The 16,628-nt window shown below is 70.2% G+C and carries 16 protein-coding genes and 2 pseudogenes; 11 read left to right on the top strand and 7 right to left on the bottom strand.

Annotated features, from left to right (window positions below; translation table 11 throughout):
* The first annotated feature begins 14 nt into the window (after positions 1–14).
* The 3 genes from CIB93_RS05855 to CIB93_RS05845 all read left to right on the top strand — a co-directional run bounded on the left by CIB93_RS05855 (position 15) and on the right by CIB93_RS05845 (position 2,262).
* Positions 15–710: a hypothetical protein gene (locus CIB93_RS05855; protein ID WP_239105453.1), complete on the top strand. Its 696-nt coding sequence runs from the start codon at positions 15–17 to the stop codon at positions 708–710.
* Positions 711–839: 129 nt separating this feature from the next.
* On the top strand, positions 840–1,403 hold the full coding sequence (locus CIB93_RS05850) for a hypothetical protein (protein WP_107470942.1): 564 nt from the start codon (positions 840–842) through the stop codon (positions 1,401–1,403).
* Between the two features lie 97 nt (positions 1,404–1,500).
* Complete coding sequence (locus tag CIB93_RS05845) at positions 1,501–2,262, top strand: hypothetical protein (RefSeq protein WP_096624766.1); 762 nt, start codon at positions 1,501–1,503, stop codon at positions 2,260–2,262.
* A 157-nt stretch (positions 2,263–2,419) separates the two neighbouring features.
* Here CIB93_RS05845 and CIB93_RS05840 read toward each other — a convergent pair whose 3' ends face one another.
* The 7 genes from CIB93_RS05840 to CIB93_RS05810 all read right to left on the bottom strand — a co-directional run bounded on the left by CIB93_RS05840 (position 2,420) and on the right by CIB93_RS05810 (position 9,691).
* On the bottom strand, positions 2,420–3,121 hold the full coding sequence (locus tag CIB93_RS05840) for a cation transporter (protein ID WP_096624764.1): 702 nt from the start codon (positions 3,119–3,121) through the stop codon (positions 2,420–2,422).
* Positions 3,122–3,457: a helix-turn-helix transcriptional regulator gene (locus CIB93_RS05835; protein WP_096624762.1), complete on the bottom strand. Its 336-nt coding sequence runs from the start codon at positions 3,455–3,457 to the stop codon at positions 3,122–3,124.
* A gap of 27 nt (positions 3,458–3,484) precedes the next feature.
* Positions 3,485–6,016: a hypothetical protein gene (locus CIB93_RS05830; RefSeq protein ID WP_096624760.1), complete on the bottom strand. Its 2,532-nt coding sequence runs from the start codon at positions 6,014–6,016 to the stop codon at positions 3,485–3,487.
* Between the two features lie 9 nt (positions 6,017–6,025).
* Positions 6,026–6,370 carry a helix-turn-helix transcriptional regulator gene (locus tag CIB93_RS05825; protein ID WP_096624758.1) on the bottom strand — a complete coding sequence of 115 codons (345 nt, stop codon included), beginning with the start codon at positions 6,368–6,370 and terminating at the stop codon, positions 6,026–6,028.
* A gap of 12 nt (positions 6,371–6,382) precedes the next feature.
* Positions 6,383–7,150: a tyrosine-type recombinase/integrase gene (locus CIB93_RS05820; protein WP_257002043.1), complete on the bottom strand. Its 768-nt coding sequence runs from the start codon at positions 7,148–7,150 to the stop codon at positions 6,383–6,385.
* Between the two features lie 51 nt (positions 7,151–7,201).
* The gene (ltrA, locus tag CIB93_RS05815; RefSeq protein WP_096624757.1) at positions 7,202–8,695 is read right to left on the bottom strand and encodes a group II intron reverse transcriptase/maturase; all 1,494 of its coding nucleotides are present in this window, start codon (positions 8,693–8,695) and stop codon (positions 7,202–7,204) included.
* Positions 8,696–9,193: 498 nt separating this feature from the next.
* Positions 9,194–9,691, bottom strand: coding sequence for a hypothetical protein (locus CIB93_RS05810; RefSeq protein WP_257002042.1), 498 nt, complete (start codon positions 9,689–9,691; stop codon positions 9,194–9,196).
* Between the two features lie 143 nt (positions 9,692–9,834).
* Here CIB93_RS05810 and CIB93_RS05805 point away from each other — a divergent pair, with 143 nt between their 5' ends.
* The 8 genes and pseudogenes from CIB93_RS05805 (at position 9,835) to CIB93_RS05770 (ending at position 16,549) form a co-directional block, all read left to right on the top strand.
* A complete protein-coding gene (locus CIB93_RS05805; protein ID WP_257002053.1) occupies positions 9,835–10,347 on the top strand; it encodes a hypothetical protein in 513 nt (170 codons plus the stop codon).
* Between the two features lie 158 nt (positions 10,348–10,505).
* Positions 10,506–11,231, top strand: a complete 726-nt coding sequence (locus CIB93_RS05800) for a hypothetical protein (RefSeq protein WP_096624755.1) — start codon at positions 10,506–10,508, stop codon at positions 11,229–11,231.
* 91 nt (positions 11,232–11,322) lie between these two features.
* Positions 11,323–11,988: a hypothetical protein gene (locus tag CIB93_RS05795; RefSeq protein ID WP_096624753.1), complete on the top strand. Its 666-nt coding sequence runs from the start codon at positions 11,323–11,325 to the stop codon at positions 11,986–11,988.
* 95 nt (positions 11,989–12,083) lie between these two features.
* Positions 12,084–13,872: pseudogene (locus CIB93_RS05785) on the top strand (type IV secretory system conjugative DNA transfer family protein).
* Positions 13,869–14,099: a hypothetical protein gene (locus CIB93_RS05780; protein ID WP_096624749.1), complete on the top strand. Its 231-nt coding sequence runs from the start codon at positions 13,869–13,871 to the stop codon at positions 14,097–14,099. Before CIB93_RS05785 ends, CIB93_RS05780 begins: the two are co-directional and overlap by 4 nt.
* Positions 14,096–15,268, top strand: coding sequence for a DnaB-like helicase N-terminal domain-containing protein (locus tag CIB93_RS05775; RefSeq protein ID WP_179499988.1), 1,173 nt, complete (start codon positions 14,096–14,098; stop codon positions 15,266–15,268). Before CIB93_RS05780 ends, CIB93_RS05775 begins: the two co-directional genes overlap by 4 nt.
* A gap of 152 nt (positions 15,269–15,420) precedes the next feature.
* A pseudogene (locus tag CIB93_RS38665) lies at positions 15,421–15,531 on the top strand (DNA methyltransferase); the annotation flags it as partial.
* A 121-nt stretch (positions 15,532–15,652) separates the two neighbouring features.
* Positions 15,653–16,549, top strand: a complete 897-nt coding sequence (locus tag CIB93_RS05770; RefSeq protein ID WP_373558715.1) for a DNA cytosine methyltransferase — start codon at positions 15,653–15,655, stop codon at positions 16,547–16,549.
* The last annotated feature ends 79 nt before the right edge of the window (positions 16,550–16,628 follow it).

The following is a 16,628-nucleotide window of genomic DNA, read 5'->3' as shown; positions in this document are numbered from 1 at the left end:
AACGGGAATCGATCATGTCTTCTTCTTCCACTGCTTCCTCCGGCGACAACCAGCCGTCGCAGGCCACCGACCCTTTGGCGTGGCAACGGCACCTCCCGGCACTGGCCACGGCCGCCGCCGGGATCAACGAGGCGTGCGACGCCTGGGACGCGGTTTCGGACTCCCTCTGCGACGCGGACGGCTGGCCGCTGGACGACAAGGTCTACGGGGACGGGAAGGTCAAGCGGGACGCCGAAGCGTGGAAGCACGCCGAAGTGTTCCTCGACCACGGACCCGAGGTGCTGGCCGGGGTCCGCGCCGCCGCCGACGGCCCCGACTACGTCGAGGGGCCGATCAGTGACGACCTCCGTCGGATACGCGGGATCGACACCATCCTGTTCCGGGCAGAGGAACTGCGGCACGAATGGGACGGCGTCATGGCGCTAATGGACGGTTCGCAGCCGAGCGTGCTCCACCTCTACAAGGAGCGTGCCGAGGAGCACCGCAACACCGAAGGCTGGCACTACTCACACGAACTGGGTTCCAAGGGACCAGCGTTGGTGCGCGTCGGCGAATACCTCGCTCACCGAGCGGACACCGAACGGCCGGCGCAGACCGAGCGGGCTCGCGCCGCCCTGACCCGCTCGACGCGCAACGCCCCTGCCGTATCACCTGCTTCGCCCCAGCTCCCGCCGGCATCGCATCCGCCGGCTCCCGGTCGCTCGCGGTGATCCCTAGCACGCAGTCGCGGCAGCGCCAAACTGCCCGATCACCGGATCCTCATGGACCACCGCACTTCTTCAAGCTCCACGCCCCGTCGGCTCCCGCCGTGCGGCGGGATGTTCGCATCGGAGAACTCCATGCACCTCGAAACCTCGCCCCCGACCCCCGTGTCCGATCCGCGTCGCCTTCAGGCTGCCCTCTGGTCCGCGCTGGGGCAGCGCGGCCTGGAGGGCACCGTCGAGTACGGCCTCAGCGACTACATCGTCCACGCCGAGCATCCCGACGGCAGTTCGCTGATCATCTCGCCGCCGCAGGAGCCACCCTCCGAGCATCCCGAGTCCCCGGAAAGCTGGATGGTCACCCGCCACCGGTCCGCCGAGCCCGCCGTCTACGAGGTGATCTACGACTCCGAGCCGGACGGTCCGCATGCGCGCCACGGCGGCAGCGTGCCGGACCTCCTCTCCGCTGTCGACGCCCGCCTGGACCACCTTGGCGTGCCAACACGCCAGGAGCAGGAACGTTCCGGCAAGGCGCGCGCCGCCACCGTGCTCCCGCCCGGCTCCGCTCCATCCCGGGCGAGTGTCGCTCTCGCCTCCTCGCCGTCGGTCGGCCAGCGCGTGCTCCCGACCGGTCCGCCGCCGGAGTCCTCCACGCGGACCGCGCCGCCGTCGGCCAGTTCCTCATCCGCTCCCCGGCTCTGACCGACCGCGTTCCAGGAGTCCTCCGTGCACCGCACCCCCAGAACTGATCCGCCCGTCGCCCGCACCTGCAACCGCACCCGCCTCGGATGGATCTGCCATGCCCAGCCACTACGACGTGCTGCCCGACCTGGCCTTCGGCCACCACCCCGTCCACGGCATCGTCGCCGCGAACCCGAAGAACCTCGCGGCCAGCACCTGGATGCTCAAGGGATTCGACTTCCATCCCGTCCCCGACCAGCCGACGTTGTACGCGCTGGCCGACCAAAACCGTGACGGACACGGCCGTACAAGCCAGGCCATCGAGCTGCTGCGCAAGGCCGGCTACCAGGTCGATGTGGACGCCGCACTTGACCCTGCACCGGCGCCCGACACGGCACGGGTACGCGACCGCGGTCCGCTCGGTGAACCAGACGTCGCCTTCGCCGATCACCCACAGCTCGGCATCGCCGCAGCCCTCGACGACCGTGTCTCCGGCCTCAGCGGGCTGGCGCTGGTGGACGACGGCTGGCGGCACAACTCGAGCCTGGACATCTACACGCTCCCCGCGACCACCGATCGCGTCGAGGCGCTGGGGAAAGTCGCCGCCGCCACGGTGGCCCTGCACCGTTCAGGGCTCCAGGTCGCAGTGCAGCCACGCCTCGCTCAAGAGGTGACGGCTCGGCCCCGCCCTGCTGCCACGCCGACCGCCGGCCGCGAGCGCGGCCGTGGTCCCGCCCGCGCGTCTCCATTGAGCGCCGCCGCGCTCGCCGCCAGCCCGGCCCGTGCCGGTATCCCGGGCAGGGCGCCGGTCCCCGCCGCCGTCACCACACCGGCGGTCCGGCCGGTTGACCCCCGCGTCGCGTACTCCCGCGACCGCTGATCCAACTCCTCAAGGAGGCCCTTCCATGGCCGTTGTTGGTAAGTCCGGCTATCAAGACCTGCGGAATAGGCAGTGTCTGTGCCGGATGCTCGCGGCTTCAGTCGGTGGGCTGGAAGGTAGGCGAGCGTTCCGGACGGCGGTAGTGCCGGCGGGTGGCTCAGCAGCAGCTGCAGCCGTCGGTGCAGCCGGAGGCATCGGCGTGAGTTGCGTGGGTGTGGTCGGCGGTGGGGGCGCAGCAGCCCTTGCCTTGCCAGGCGTCGCGGCCTTCCTTGGCGGCGATGACGGCGATGACCAGGGCGGCGATCGGGTCGGCCCAGGCCCAGCCGAACAGCAGGTTCGCCAGCAGGCCGGCCAGGAGTACCGCGGAGAGGTAGGTGCACAGCAGGGTCTGCTTGGAGTCGGCGACGGCGGAGGCGGAGCCGAGTTCGCGGCCGGCCTTGCGCTGGGCTGCGGACAGGAACGGCATGATCGCCAGGGAAAGCGCGGCGAGGACGATGCCGGGGATGGAGTGGTCGGCTTCGCCGGTGCCGGTCAGCGCGCGGACGGAGTCGACGGTGACGTACAGCGCGAGGGCGAAGAAGGAGACGGCGATGATCCGCAGGGTGCGCTGTTCGCGGGCTTCGCGGACGGCCTGGTCGGTGGCGGAGAACTGCCAGGCGACCGCCGCTGCGGAGGAGACCTCGATGACGGAGTCGAGGCCGAAGCCGATCAGCGCGGTGGAGGAGGCGACAGTGCCGGCCGTGATCGCGACGATGGCCTCGATGACGTTGTAGGCGATGGTCGCGGCGACCAGCAGCCGTATCCAGCGGGCCAGGGCGTCGCGGCGGGCCGGGCTGGGGCCGAGGGAAATCGCGGTCATTCAGCAGCACCCCTTCTCGTCGGCATCCACGCAGGCACGGTCTGCCTCGACCGCCACGACGGCGGTACGCAGGTCGTCCAGGGCGTGGCCAAGACGTTCGTCGGCGAGCTCGTAGCGGGTGCGCCGTCCGTCCGGGGCCGTGACGACCAAGCCGCAGTCGCGCAGGCAGGCCAAGTGGTTCGACAGCCGGGTACGGGAGATTCCCAGGGTGTCGGCGAGGTCGGCCGGGTAGGCCGGGGCCTCGCGCAGGGCGAGCAGGATGCGGCAGCGGATGGGGTCGGCCAGGGCGCGACCGAACCGCGCCAGCACGTCGATGTCAGCGGCGAGTGTCAGCACACCGCGACAGTACACAACATCCTGAATTCAGGGAAGCGTGAACTTATCGGTGGTGGTGCGGCGGCTCAGCTCTGCGCCGTAGGCGGGGCCGAAGCCGCCAGCCTCGGTGTCCCAGTTGTCGGCGGTGGACTGGCTGAAGCCCAGCAGCCGGCTGAAGACGTAGGCCGGGAGTTCGGAGGCGATATCCATCAGGGAGGAGTTGCGGGCCACACGGGGCCGGATGCCGAGGTTCTTCAGGCGGCGGCCCAGGCTGTGCGGCTCGAGGGGGCGTCCGGCGTACATGCCGGGGAACAGCCAGCGCTCCCCGTGCTCCGGCCCAACCGGTGCCCGGATGCGTCGGCGGCGTGCCAGTTCGCGGATGAGGTCGTCCAGCGGGGCGGGGATGTCCACGGGCTGGCGGCCCAGGCGCAGACGCAGCGTGTGGCCGTCGTCGAGTACGTGGTCGGCGGTCAGGCGGCAGATGCGCGCGGCAGGCTGGGCGAACAGCAGCAACAGCAGTCCGGCCGCGCGGTCGGTGGTCTGAAGCTCGGTGTCGCTGATCAGGCGGCGCACCAGTCTCCAACGCTGGTCCTGGGCGATGACCTGGGCGGCGAGGTTGCTGGTGTAGAGCGGCGCCGTCAGGGGTTTGCTGTGGTGGTGGCGGGAGGTCCAGCGTACGAAGCCGCGCACCAGGGTGCGCTGGGGCGCACCGTCGGCGAGCCAGGCGTCGAGCTCGTCTTGGGTGCAGTCGGCAAGGCCGGTGCCGGATGGGTGGAGCCATTCCAGCAGTCGCACGACATTGCGGATCTCCATACGGACGGCGTCGGCCTGGCCGTGCGTGACGTGCCGGCCGGGCGGAAGACGGCGCAGCCGGCGCAGCGGCTGCCAGCGGACGTAGCGCCACAGGATCCGGCGCTCTTCCGGGTCGGGGACGCGGGCGATGGTGCGCGTCAGCCACGCCTCCAGCCGGGCGAGGTGCTCATCGCGCTCGGGCAGGGCGCCGCCGGCCACGAGCAGCGCCCGCAGGTGGGCGGCAACCGCGTCGTCGGCCACCCGGTCCAGGACGGCGTGGGTGACCGGCCCGTCTGCCTCGGCGAGCGCGCGAAAGGCGGCGTGGCGGGCGGGGGTCTTGTTGATCCAGCGCAGCACCGTGCGGGGCGGGGGCAAGAACAACGCCGCCCGCACGCCGTCGAGTTCCGGGCGCACCCGGCCGTCGGGGCCGGTCAGGACCTCGTTCACGCTGCGCTCGCGGGTGCAGCCCGGGCACAGACCGCGGTGGTAGAGCCGTTCCACAGCGCCGCAGCTCGTGCACGGCCGCCGCGCGCCGGGGTCCTTGCCCCAGCAGGTCTGGCACAACGGGCGGCCGTCGCTGGTGCGGCCGGCCGGCTTGAAGGTCTTGCCGCAGCCCGTGCACGGCTTGGGCTTCACCCCGCAGCTGGCGCACAAAGGCTCGCCGGTAGCGGTGCGGTTGTTCACCCGCCGCAGCTGCCCGCATCCCACACAGACGGCCTGCTCGCGGGCCTTGGCGCAGCAGGGCAGGCAGCGCGGCGAGGCGGTGTTCGCGTATCGACACGGCCGGTGCTGCCTGCAGGTGGCGCAGGTCGCGGCCGGGACCTCGGTACAGGCGTAACACAGCCCTCCCTCGGCGGTGCGGTTCTTGCGTACCCGCAGCTCGCCGCAGCCGCTGCAGGGACGCCGGTTGAACGCATCGGCCTGCCGGCAACTGCCGCAGACCGGCTGGCCGTCGAAGGCACGCCCGCCGATCGGCCGCTCTCGCCGGCAGCGCGCACACCACTCGATGCGGACCTGGCTCCAGCACGCGGTGCAGCAGCGCAGCCCGTCCCGGCGCGAGCGCAGCTGGGTGGAGGTACGGCAGAACGGGCACAGCGGCACCACGACCCCCACCGCACCGAGGTCGACCAGCACCCGGGCGAGCGCGGAGATCTTCGGCGGCCCCACCGGATCCCCGCCGCCGAGCTGATCGGGCGCGTCCTGCAGCGACCACAGCAGCTTCAGCCGGCCACCGCGGGACCGCTCCACCGTAGCGACCGCCTCTGCGACCGCCTCCTCGCTCAGCCCGGTCGCTCCGGCCAGCAGCCGACCCAGCTCGCACGCCGGGTCCACCCCGGCATCCGGCGGATGCTTGCGACAGCGGGCCCGACCGTCGCGGTCACGTCCGACGAAGTTGATGCTGCCGCAGATCACACAGGGATTGACGCGCACCCGGCGGCGGCCGACGCAGGTGCCGCAGATACGGCCCGTCTCGGCCAGGGCCTTCAACGGCCGCTGCTGCCCGCAGTCCCCGCAACCAGGCAACACCACGCCCGTGGCGCCGCATTCACGCAGCGCCCGGATCAGCCGTTCGATCGATCGCGGACCCTGCCCCCGGCCGGAGGTCAGCAGGCCCGGGTCCGCCACCAGCGCCTCGGCCAGCTCCCGCCGCTGCGGACGGTGCCGGAAGACTGCGGTGATCACCTTGGTCACATCCAGCGCCCGGCAGGAAGCATCGGCCGACCGCACGACCTCGCAGATCACATCCTCCGGCGCCGTCGCATAGCGCGGCAGCTCCTCATCGGCCATCACCGCGGCCTACTCGGGCACGATCCTGGCCCGCTTGGGCCGGAACTCGCCGACCCCGCCATCGCCCGCGGCGGCTGTGCTGCGGTCTCCGGCGGCGCGCCGCCGGCGAATGCTGCCGGCCGCCGGCACCGGTTCGATCAGCTCGTCCATCCGGCAGCCCAGGATGTCCAGCAGCGCCATCAGCACCTTCAGGCTCAGCCTCTCCGGCCGCTCGGCTACCAGCCGATAGGTCTGACTCGCCGACAGCTCGATGCCCCGCTCAGCCAGCAGCGGCTTCAGGTCGGTGGTGGAGAACATGCCGCGCGCGGCCATGACCTCCCGCAGGTGCCAGCGGTAGTCCAACATCGCCGTCATCGTCGACTCTCCCTACTCTCCGCCGCCCAGGGCCCGGTCCAAGACCTTGCGCATCATCGTGTTCATGAAGTCCCCGCTCACCCCGGTGTACAGGGCTGTCGTCGACGGGTACCGGTGGCCGACCTGGCGCTGGACGAACGCCGGGTCCGCCCCGTCCTCGATCTGGTGGGTGACGTGGCTGTGCCGCAGGCAGTGCGGCACCAAGTCCCGGTCCATCCCCAGCGCGTCACGGTAGTCGGCGAACCGGTCCTCGATCTCCCGAGCCCGCAGCCGTCCACCGCGCTCGGTCAGCCACAACGCCGCGTTCGCCCCGGCGGCCGCATACCGGGGCCGGACGTTGGTCACGTAGTCCGCGACCGCCTCCACCGCCCATGGCATCACCGACAGCGTCATGCGCCGCCGCGGCGGCGAGCCCTTCGACCGCTTGCCATAACGCACATGCAGCGCACCGAACGCGCCCAGCTCAGGCGCTTTGGGGTTGCGGTAGAAGTCGGTGACATCCAGCCGCGAGGTCTCCGTGCAGCGTGTGCCCCAGCCGTAGAGGGTCTTGAACACGGTGGCGTCCCGATAGGCCGCCAGCGCTCCCTTACGGCCCCGCCGGATGGCCCGCTCCACCTGCGCATCCGCGTGATCGAGGAACGCCTGGATCTCCTCCCGGGTCATCGGCCGCCGCTCCGCCCGGCCCTCGTAGTCGGTCAGATGCGCCGCGGTAGTGAGGTCGGCCCAGGGCGCGGTTCCGGTGTTGCCACCGGCCCGTCTCCCTGGGCCGCCTTCCCGCACCCGACGTGCATGTCTCCATGCATCGGGCGCTCCACATGCCTTGCCCACTGGTCAGCCCGCCCTGGAGGGGGCTGCCGGTCTCAGGGGCCACGGGGTGGGAATCGTGTTGCCGCGATAGCGGTAACGGATCACCGAGACGCTGGATGCGCCGGTGAACACCACCCCGTTGTGGGCGAATCTCCAGCCACGGTCGCAGAAGCGACGGCGCAGCTCGTTCATTCCCAGTCCATGGCGTCCTTGCCTGTACTTATGGCGGATCCATCGCATGATCCGTCCCCAGGTCAGGGAGTCGATCGCGTTGAACGCGCTCTTCGACGCCGCGTGCCGGAAATAGTTCGCCCACCCGCGCAGCTGCCGGTTGAGGCTGACGAGCAGCTCATCCAGCTCCATGTGGCGGGTCGACCTGTACGTCTTCGCCTTCACCTTGTCCTTGACCGATTGCACGGCCTTCTTGGACGGCATGGTGTAGACGAAGTGCTTCTGCGTTCCCCGCTTCCGCTTCCTGCGGATGTGAAAGCCGAGAAAATCGAAGCCCTCGTCGATATGGACCACACGGGTCTTCTCCGGCGACAGCCGCAGCCCCATCGGGGCCAGCACGGCCGCCACCTCCTCCCGCAGAGCCTCGGCATGGTGGCGTTCACCTGCCACCATGAGCACGAAGTCGTCCGCGAAGCGGACGAGCTTCCACAGCCCTTGGCCGTTACGTCTGCGTTTGGTGCGCTGCCACTGGGTTCCCATCTCCTGCTGCCACTGCTGGTCGAAATGCTCGTCCAGCACCGACAGGGCGATGTTCGCCAGCAACGGCGAGAGAATTCCGCCTTGAGGGGTGCCCGTCAGTGTCTCCTCCCGGTCGCCCGAAGCCGTCATGACCCCGGACTTCAGGAACGCCTTGACCAGAGCGCACACCCGATTGTCGTTGATCCTCACGCGGAGCCGGTTCATCAGAGCCGTATGCGAAATTTCATCGAAACAGGCTTCGATGTCGGCCTCCAGCGTCCATTGGTAGTGCCTCGGTCTGGACGCCCAGTAATGGATCTCGGCAATAGCGTCGTGCGCACGCCGGTTAGGGCGAAACCCATACGAGCACGGCTTGAAGTCCGTCTCAAAGATGGGTTCGAGCACCGCTTTCAGAGTCGCCTGAACCACGCGATCCGCGACGGTGGGAATGCCCAACTTTCTGAGCTTCCCGCTGTTCCCCTTCGGGATCATCACCTGCCGCACTTCTACCGGCCGGAACTGGCCGGACTTCAGTGCATCGCGAATCTGGCCCAGGAACTCCTCCACCCCGACCCAGGTCTCAATCCGGACCACGGTGGCCCGGTCAATCCCCGGGGTCCGCGCCCCGGCGTTAGAGGCGACGCGCTCCCACGCGTGCACCAGGAACGCCGGATCGTAGACGAGGTTGTACAGGTCACTGAAACGGCGGGAGGCATCAGCCCCCGCCCAGTGATGCAGCTTGGTCTGCATCCTCCGTACCGAGAGTGCCGCCGAATCAGGATCCGGCCACACCACGGCGCCGGTATTCACCGGCGCTTCTTCGGACATTGCTTTCCCTCCCTGCTTGACATGCTGCCGCCCTTCCCCAAGTGGCCGGCTCTCCCGGCCTCGGAGTACTACGGCGGCTCCGTCCCGCCCGCGCCTTCGGTCGGCATCGCACCTATCCCCACACCCGCCCCTCTGGCTGAGAGGGGGCCGGGCAACGTACACGGACGGTTCCCACGTTCACTGCTGTCCGGTCGACGAGTTAGGCACCCGGCTCTGCCCCTGCGGTATCGCCGCGACTACGCCGTAGTCCTTCACCGCGGCCTCCTGCCCCAGACTGAAAAGACCCAGGCAAAGAGTTCCCCGCTCATAGAGAGCGGGTGCGCACCGCCACCCAGCCCATATCCGCCGGATTTGAGCTGGTTCCACGTCAAGAGGCGTAACAACACCGGTTCCTCGCGTATACCTTCTCGTCTCGCTCACCGCGCCCGGCCCATCCGGCAGTACCGGACCGACGCGACTTTGTCGAGGCTGCTCCCACCCTCACCGGCGATCCCCGGCTCAGGCTGCCTCCAGCTTCAGCTCGCCGCTACGACGGCGAACCGATGGGGTCTTCCACCTCCATCCAGACAAACAGCGCTTCGTGGCGCACTTCCACTCATGACACACCTGCACCGGATGCGTTCCGAACCGCGTCTCGCATTCGGCCGGCCACTGGTAGTGCGGCGAGGTGATGTAGTCGCAGAACATCCGGATCGCGCCCTGATAGCCGCGGATCGTCGACTCCGCCCGCTTCAACTCGCCGATCAGGTACGTCGTCCACTCGTCCAGATCGGACGCCGACCAGTGCCATGGGTAGGCGTTCGCGAACTCGGCGAAGCGCCGCACCTTACCCTCTCGGTCCGCGATCGTGTCCGGCTGCAGGCGGCGCCCGCCCCTCTGCTGACGCGCCCATCCCTCAAGCATCGCGTCGAAGACCGCGTCCTCGGGATGCAGCAGAGACACGCCCTGCAGCAGCACCAGCCCCGCGGACGCCTCGCTCAGACCGACCCCAGCCACCCAACCCTCCCGCCCGTCAGCTGCGCGAATCATGCATCAGTTGCACGACACTCCGCAACGCTGCAGGCCAACCACCCCACCCCCGTTAATAGGAATCCAACTTGAAGCCGCAGAACAGCAGCACCGACTCCTCCGGATCGCGCATCAAACGCAATTCCCCGGGAGTGAAGACCATCTGGCCTATCGACCACACCTGCGGTCACCATGCCGACCGCGACTTGTCCGACCGACCGGCTGACCGACGCGCCGGCTTCGCCGAGTGGCTCGCCAGGCAGGAGTGCACGGACTGCTGGCGCGCCTCGAACGAGGGCGACGAGCAGGACAAGGCTGCCTGGCTCAAAGCGAAGCGCGCCGAGGAGCAGACGGCGTCCGAAGCCTGGTCCGAGCAGTACCGGATGCCTCCCCTGGAGGGGACCGAGCGGGCCGTTCCCTGGGGCGTGCGCTGTCGTCACCAGATCCTGACCAATGCCTACACCGCGCTGGTCACCGAAGGCACAACCAGCGAAGCGGAGTGGGCGGAGATCGAGGAGAACGCTCGTACGGTGACCCGTGCCGGGTGGTGGATAGACCAGAGGTCGTCCGAGCCCGAAGACCTCACCGAACTGCTCCGAGCCGCCACCGGGGCCGACCGGCCGACAGAGAATCCCTTCTTCTGACCGACCGGGTGCCCTGCTGCGGCGGGGCACCCGGCTGACCGCCACTGTGCGGCCTCTACCAGCGATTCTCGGCCGGACCAAACCCCGGATTTGCCGGACGCTCTGCCCAGTGGCCCACCTCCAACGGGTCCTTCGCTCCCTCTGCCCCGGAGGCTTCCGTGCCTACCTCGATCACCATCACGTCCGAGTTCAGCGGCAGCGTCGTTGCCAAGGGCGCTACTGATGACCTCTCCGCGCAGCTCCTCCGTCACGCCAGTTTCAAGCAGATCGACGACTGGCACGGCCGACGCCATCGCCTGCCCACCACCACTCCGCTCGCCGACCAGGTCGCCATTGCCAGCCATGCGGCCGAGATGCTTCGAGCTGCTCGCTATGAAGTCACCCTTCCGCCGTCCCTCGACACGGCCCGGATGAGCCCTCCGGTGCATGCGCTGGGGCCCTACGCCGCCGGAGCTGAACTCCTCAGCATCACGGACCAGATCCGTGCGGCCGAAGACGGAGCCAGCCTTCAGCGGGCAGTCGACCACCTCCTTCACCCCGAGCACGGTGCGCTGGAGCGTGTCCGGGAGGCGCTGGAAGCAGCGGGAGAACAGGTCAACGACCTGGACGAGGACGCGTATGCGCTCGCCGACCGGTTCGGCTTCGCCTCGGAGTTCGTCAGCTCGGCCCAGTCCGAACTCGTCGACTCCGAGGCCGAGCTACGCCGAGTCGGCGCCGCTTCGACGAGCTACTCCCCAGCACCGACCGTCCGTGATCACCGTGGTGCCGCTCTCGCCACTTCTCCTGCGGCGAACCAGGCCAAGGTCGACTCGGCGTCCAGTTCCCCGTCGGCGCCTTGCTCTGCGACGGGTCACCCACCACGCGCCTCAACCCCCCGACGGTGACCCCGGCCGCCCTCTCCGCCGTCGGCCTCCAGTACGTCGCGCGCCCCCGCTCGACTCACCCGTCAAGGACCACTCACCCGAAGAGGCAAACGTGCCCGAGTACTACTCCAGCATCGGCGAGGCCGTCGGTGCGGCCATGCAGCACAACATCCGGCTCGCCCACCGCAGCGCGGCACCGGGCTCCGACAAGCCGCTGCAGGTCAGGCGCCTGCCCAGCGCTTCCGCCGATCCGTACTCGGTTCGCGGGATGATGTCTCGCCTCCACGAGGACGCCTCGCCCGATGAGGTGGCGGGCATCATCGAGGAGGTCAACGGCGCACTGGTCGGGGCTCTGCCCGAGCTAACCGAACTCGTCGCCTCTGCCGCCGACTGGACTCGCGCCCGTCTCGACTTCGACGACCCGCATCACCATCCGACTTTCGAGACGTGGACCCGACTGGCAGCCGCGTACGGAATGCTCCAGGACGTCCGTGAGCAGTTGGAAGTCGCCGAGGACGGTCTCGCTGCCTGTCCCGCAGAGCGCACGGACCCCCGGCACCACCAGATGGTCAACGTCTTGCGCAGCCGGGAGTTGCTCGACGATGTCCTCGGTGCCGAGGCTGCTCCTGTGTCGTCCGCTGCCCGGAACGTCGATTCAGACCGGCAGCGGGCGGCCCGCGCCTCGTCGCCGCGCGCCGGAACATCGCCGTCGACCGGCAGTCCGCCGGCCACCGCAGCACCTCCGCCCGCGCCTCGTTCTGCCGGCCGACCCCGCTGAAACGTTCCGCCTCAGACGTCCAGGAGTACCCCCATGATCTGCACGAGAGCCGAGCGCGCCCCGCCCCTGCCCGCTCGCACACCCAAGGAACCGCCGTGCCTTCCCCGCGCACCAGCGCGCCCTCGACCACCACCGGGTCGGACGCGCTCCTCTACCTCCTGTTCGGCATCCTCGGCGCCGCCATGGCCTTCGGCTCCCTGGCCTGGCTGACCGGAAATCTCACCAACACCTTCGTCGGGAGCGGGACATGGGCCCCCTTCCGCATAACGGACGCGCTGCTGCACCCGGAGGTGCTGTGGCCGGCCCTGAGCACCAGCATGCTGATGGTCGGCGCCCGCGTCGTCCCCGCCCTGTTCACCGTTGCCCTGGTCGTCACCGCTGCCGTGCTGTGGATGCGGTGGCGTGCCGGGTCCAAATCCGGCCTCGCCCGCAAGGCGGACCTGGCGCCGCTGCTGGACAAGGAGATCGTCGCCAAGGCGAAGAGCCTGCGCCCGAGCCTGGGCGGCCGGGAGAGTAAAAGAGGTCCTGCCCGCTGACCGCGGCATCCTGCTCGGCACCCTCGATCTCGGCCGTGCGGAGGTCCGCGCGTCCTGGGAGGACGTGATCGTCGCGATCATGGCCCCGCGTTCCGGCAAGACGTCCGGGCTGGCGATCCCCGCGATCCTCTCGGCACCGGGCCCGGTCCTGCTCACCAGTAACAAAGCCGCGAACGACGCCTTCACCACCACGGTGGACGCCCGTGCCGAGGTCGGAACGATCTGGACCCTCGATCCGCAGCAGATCGCCCACCACCCGCGCGAGATGTGGTGGGACATCCTCGCTGACGCCCGCGATCTCGCCGGGGCGAAGAGGTTGGCGGGGCACTTCGTGACCGCGAGCGTGGACGAGTCCAGCGGCTCCGACTTCTGGTCCACCGCCGCGAGCAACACCCTCGGTGCCCTCTTCCTCGCCGCCGCGTCCCACCGGCGGCCGATCACCGACGTCCTGGCCTGGCTCGCGATGCCGGCCGACCGCACCCCGGTGGACCTGCTCACCGACGCCGGCCACCATGCGGTCGCCGCCCAGCTCCAGGGCACCGTCTCCGGCGCGACCGAAACGCGCGACGGCATCTACGAGACCGCGAGGCAGTACGCGAGCTGCCTGCTCGACCCGGACGTCGCCGCCTGGGTCACCCCCAACGACGACCTTCCCGAGTTCCAGCCGTTCGCCTTCGCCACGTCCCGCGACACCTTGTACCTGCTGAGCAAGGACGGAGGCGGCAGCGCGTCCGCGATCATCGCGGCAGCGGCCGACGCCGTGATGCGCGCGGCCGTGATCGTCGCCGAGCGCTCCGGCGGGCGACTCGACCCGCCCGCCCTGTGCGTCCTCGACGAGGCAGCGAACGTCTGCCGCATCTCGGACCTCCCTGATCTCTACAGCCACCTGGGCAGCCGAGGCGTCATCCCGATGACGATCCTGCAGTCCTACCGTCAGGGCCAGCGGTGCTGGGGCGAGGCCGGTATGGACGCCCTGTACTCCGCCGCCACCATCAAAATCATCGGATCTGGCATCGACGACGCGGACTTCGCCGACCGGCTCAGCCGTCAGGTCGGCGACCACGACGTCCAGACCACCTCGGTGTCGACCAGCGAGGGCGGCAAGTCCACCTCGGTGAGCATGCGCACGGAACGGATCCTTCCGCCGGACGCCATCCGCGCCCTGCCCAAGGGCAAGGTGCTGCTGCTGGCCACCGGCATCCGCGTCGCCATGCTCAACCTCAAGCCCTGGTACAAGGAGCCCTCCGCCAAGGTGGTCGGCCCGGCTTCCGCTCGCGCCACGAAGGCCATCACCGAGCGTGCCCTCGCGAAGAGCATCGGCCAGGACGATCTTGGACTGTCGGCATGAGCGCGCCCACACCACAGCAGGGGCGGTTGGCCCACGCTCCAGTCGTCCTGCGCGGTGGCCGGTGGTGGCTCGACGGCGAGGCAGGCTCGGTCCCCGCCTCCGATCCCGCCTTCACCGCCGTCCTGGACGACTTCGCGCTGTCGATGGCCGCCGCCGACCAGGCAGTCGCCAACCTCCTCATCCGGCAGGACAAGGCGCCCTGCGTTGATCCCGGAGGCCGGCGGTGAACCCCCTGATGAGTGCCGAGCAGGCGGTCCTCGGTGCCGCACTCCTCGACCCCGAGCAGCTCACGCACCTGGAGTGGCTCGCTGCGGACCACTTCTATCGGCCCGTCCACCAGGCGCTGTTCGACGCCCTCCGCAAGCTGCGCAACGACGGGCATCCCGCGCTCTCGGCCGATGGTCCGTTGCCGCTGTCGTGGGTGACCGACGCGGTCGAGGAGGCCGGACAGCACGTGCGCGGGCTGACCGCGGCGTACGCCCACACCCTGATCCAGGCATGTCCCCGAACCGAGCACGCCCCGGTGTACGGACGCATGGTGCTGGAGGGGGCGATTCACCGCACCGTCGCCCAGCACGCGATCCGTCTCCACCAGGCGGCTCGGGCCGACGCCGTCCAGGGCGAGGTCGAGGGAGCCTTGCGCACGGCGGACGTCCTGACCGGCGTACTCACCGACCTTGCACGACGCTGGGGAACCGACCCTCGACCGGTCCCACCCACCGCTGGGCCCTCTGCCGCCACAGACATCCCGCCTCCGGCGCAGAGCGGCCAAGTCGCCGAGGACGAGCGGTTCCTCCTGGCCGTCCTCGCCGAACAGCCCGGGGCCATGGGCGAGGTGGTGGCCTGGCTGCGGCCGGGAGACTTCGCCGACCCTACCCACGGGCAGCTCTACCGGTGCCTGGGCGCGCTGCACCACCGAGGCGAACCCATCGACCGGATCACCCTGCTCTGGGAGGCCCAGCGACGCGGTCTGCTGGCCGACGGCACCGTGTCGAGCGAGCAGCTGACCGCCGTCTGCGAAGGCATGGTCCCCGGCAGCGCTGACTGGTACGGACAGCGGGTGATGCGCTCCTCCGTCACCCGCACCGCCGCCGCCTCCGCGCGAGCCATCCGGACCCTGGCCCAGGACGAGGTCCTGGGGCCCGGCCGGCTGATCAACCACGCCCTGCACGAACTCGGTCCGCTCGACGAGGTACGTGCCCGCTGGGCCACCGCGAACAGCAGTCCGGCTCCGAAGACCACGGCATCCGCTCCGTCAGCGGCCGAGCCGCCGCCCGACCGAGTGAAAGCCGCCCGCGCCCGCAGCACACCCCGCCCAGGCGCGTCACCCCCAGCCCCGGCCAGCCGTCTCCCCACGCTGTCAGCAGCCCGACCACCCTCGCGCGGCCACCCTTGAGACCCCCTCCCCACCAGCCTCTTCTGCCCCTGGAACTCGCCTTGATCTACCCCATCTCCGCAGCCGCGCCGGACCTACGCGTCACGGCCCCGAGCCTCGCCACCCCGTTGATCGGGTCTCTCTGCTCGGGGTACGGCGGCCTCGACCTGGGCGTGCAGTCCGCGCTCGGCGGCACGCTCGCCTGGCACGCCGAGGTAGACCCGAACGCCTCACGCATCCTGGCCCGCCACTGGCCCGGCGTCCCGAACCTGGGCGATATCACCGCCGTCGACTGGTCCACCGTCCCCCGGGTGTGCGTCCTGACGGCCGGCTTCCCCTGTCAAAGACGTCTCGGTCGCCGGCCGCCGGGCCGGACTCAACGCCCAGACCCGCTCCGGGCTCTGGCTGCACGTCGCCCGTGCGGTCGCAGCCCTCCGACCCTGCCTGGTTGTGATCGAGAATGTGCGCGGCCTCCTCACCTCCCCCGCCGGTTCCCCTGGCGACGTGGAACCCTGCCCGTGGTGTCTGGGAGACACCGCAGGTCAGCCTGCTCTGCGGGCACTCGGTGCCGTACTCGGATCCCTGGCCGACATCGGGTACGACGCGAAGTGGCTCGTGCTTCGCGCCTCCGACGTCGGGGCCCCACACCGCCGCGAGCGGACCTTCCTCGCCGCATGGCCCGCCGGGCACCCTGCTGAAGACGCCGACCAGCAACATCGGCAAGAACGGCGGCAGCCAGCATCCATCGAAGCGGAAGAGCGGGGGCCACGGTCCGAACCTGGCCGACGAAGTCGAGTGGCTGCTGCTGCCGACCCCGAAGGCGTCGGACGGAATCAAGGGCTCACCGAACCAGCGGCACGGCAATGGCGACATGACCCTGCCCAGCGCGGCTGCGTCGTTGTTGCCGACGCCGAGGGCCAGCGACACGGGCACCCCGGGCCGCCGCCCCGGGAAGGGATGGCGGCCTCCCTTGTCGGCGGTGGTCCTGCCCCTCTGGACGCAGGAGACGCCGGAGGCGGAGGCGCGGACCGGCGATGGGGAGCGTACGGATCCGCCATCACCCGATGGGAGAGCCTCACCCGCCCGGCCCCGGCTCCCACGGACGCGGCCGGTCGGCTCCGCGCGGACTTCGTGGAGTGGATGCAGGGCCTCGACGCCGGCTGGGTCACCGCGACTCCGGGGCTCGGCCGTCCAGCGCAACTCACCGCGCTCGGCAACGGTGTCGTCCCACAACAGGCGTCGCATGCCTTGCAGTTGCTGGCGCCACCCTTCCCCCGCTGTCCCCGCTGCGCCGACCGATAGCGCTCCACTACCGCGATTTTCCGGCCGCACCAAACCGCTGATTCTCCGGATCCTCTCGGGCATGTCGCCGTCTCACAGA

It is taken from the genome of Streptomyces sp. WZ.A104 (assembly GCF_002382885.1).
Taxonomy (GTDB): Bacteria; Actinomycetota; Actinomycetes; order Streptomycetales; family Streptomycetaceae; genus Streptomyces.
The sequence above is the reverse complement of the archived record's forward strand: the minus strand, read 5'-3'. Positions and strand labels throughout refer to the sequence as shown.

Coding starts and splice junctions, on each gene's coding strand:
- CIB93_RS05855 (WP_239105453.1), top strand. CDS start 15: ATGTCTTCTTCTTCCACTGCTTCCTCCGGCGACAACCAGCCGTCGCAG.
- CIB93_RS05850 (WP_107470942.1), top strand. CDS start 840: ATGCACCTCGAAACCTCGCCCCCGACCCCCGTGTCCGATCCGCGTCGC.
- CIB93_RS05845 (WP_096624766.1), top strand. CDS start 1,501: ATGCCCAGCCACTACGACGTGCTGCCCGACCTGGCCTTCGGCCACCAC.
- CIB93_RS05840 (WP_096624764.1), bottom strand. CDS start 3,121: ATGACCGCGATTTCCCTCGGCCCCAGCCCGGCCCGCCGCGACGCCCTG.
- CIB93_RS05830 (WP_096624760.1), bottom strand. CDS start 6,016: ATGGCCGATGAGGAGCTGCCGCGCTATGCGACGGCGCCGGAGGATGTG.
- CIB93_RS05825 (WP_096624758.1), bottom strand. CDS start 6,370: ATGACGGCGATGTTGGACTACCGCTGGCACCTGCGGGAGGTCATGGCC.
- ltrA (WP_096624757.1), bottom strand. CDS start 8,695: ATGTCCGAAGAAGCGCCGGTGAATACCGGCGCCGTGGTGTGGCCGGAT.
- CIB93_RS05780 (WP_096624749.1), top strand. CDS start 13,869: ATGAGCGCGCCCACACCACAGCAGGGGCGGTTGGCCCACGCTCCAGTC.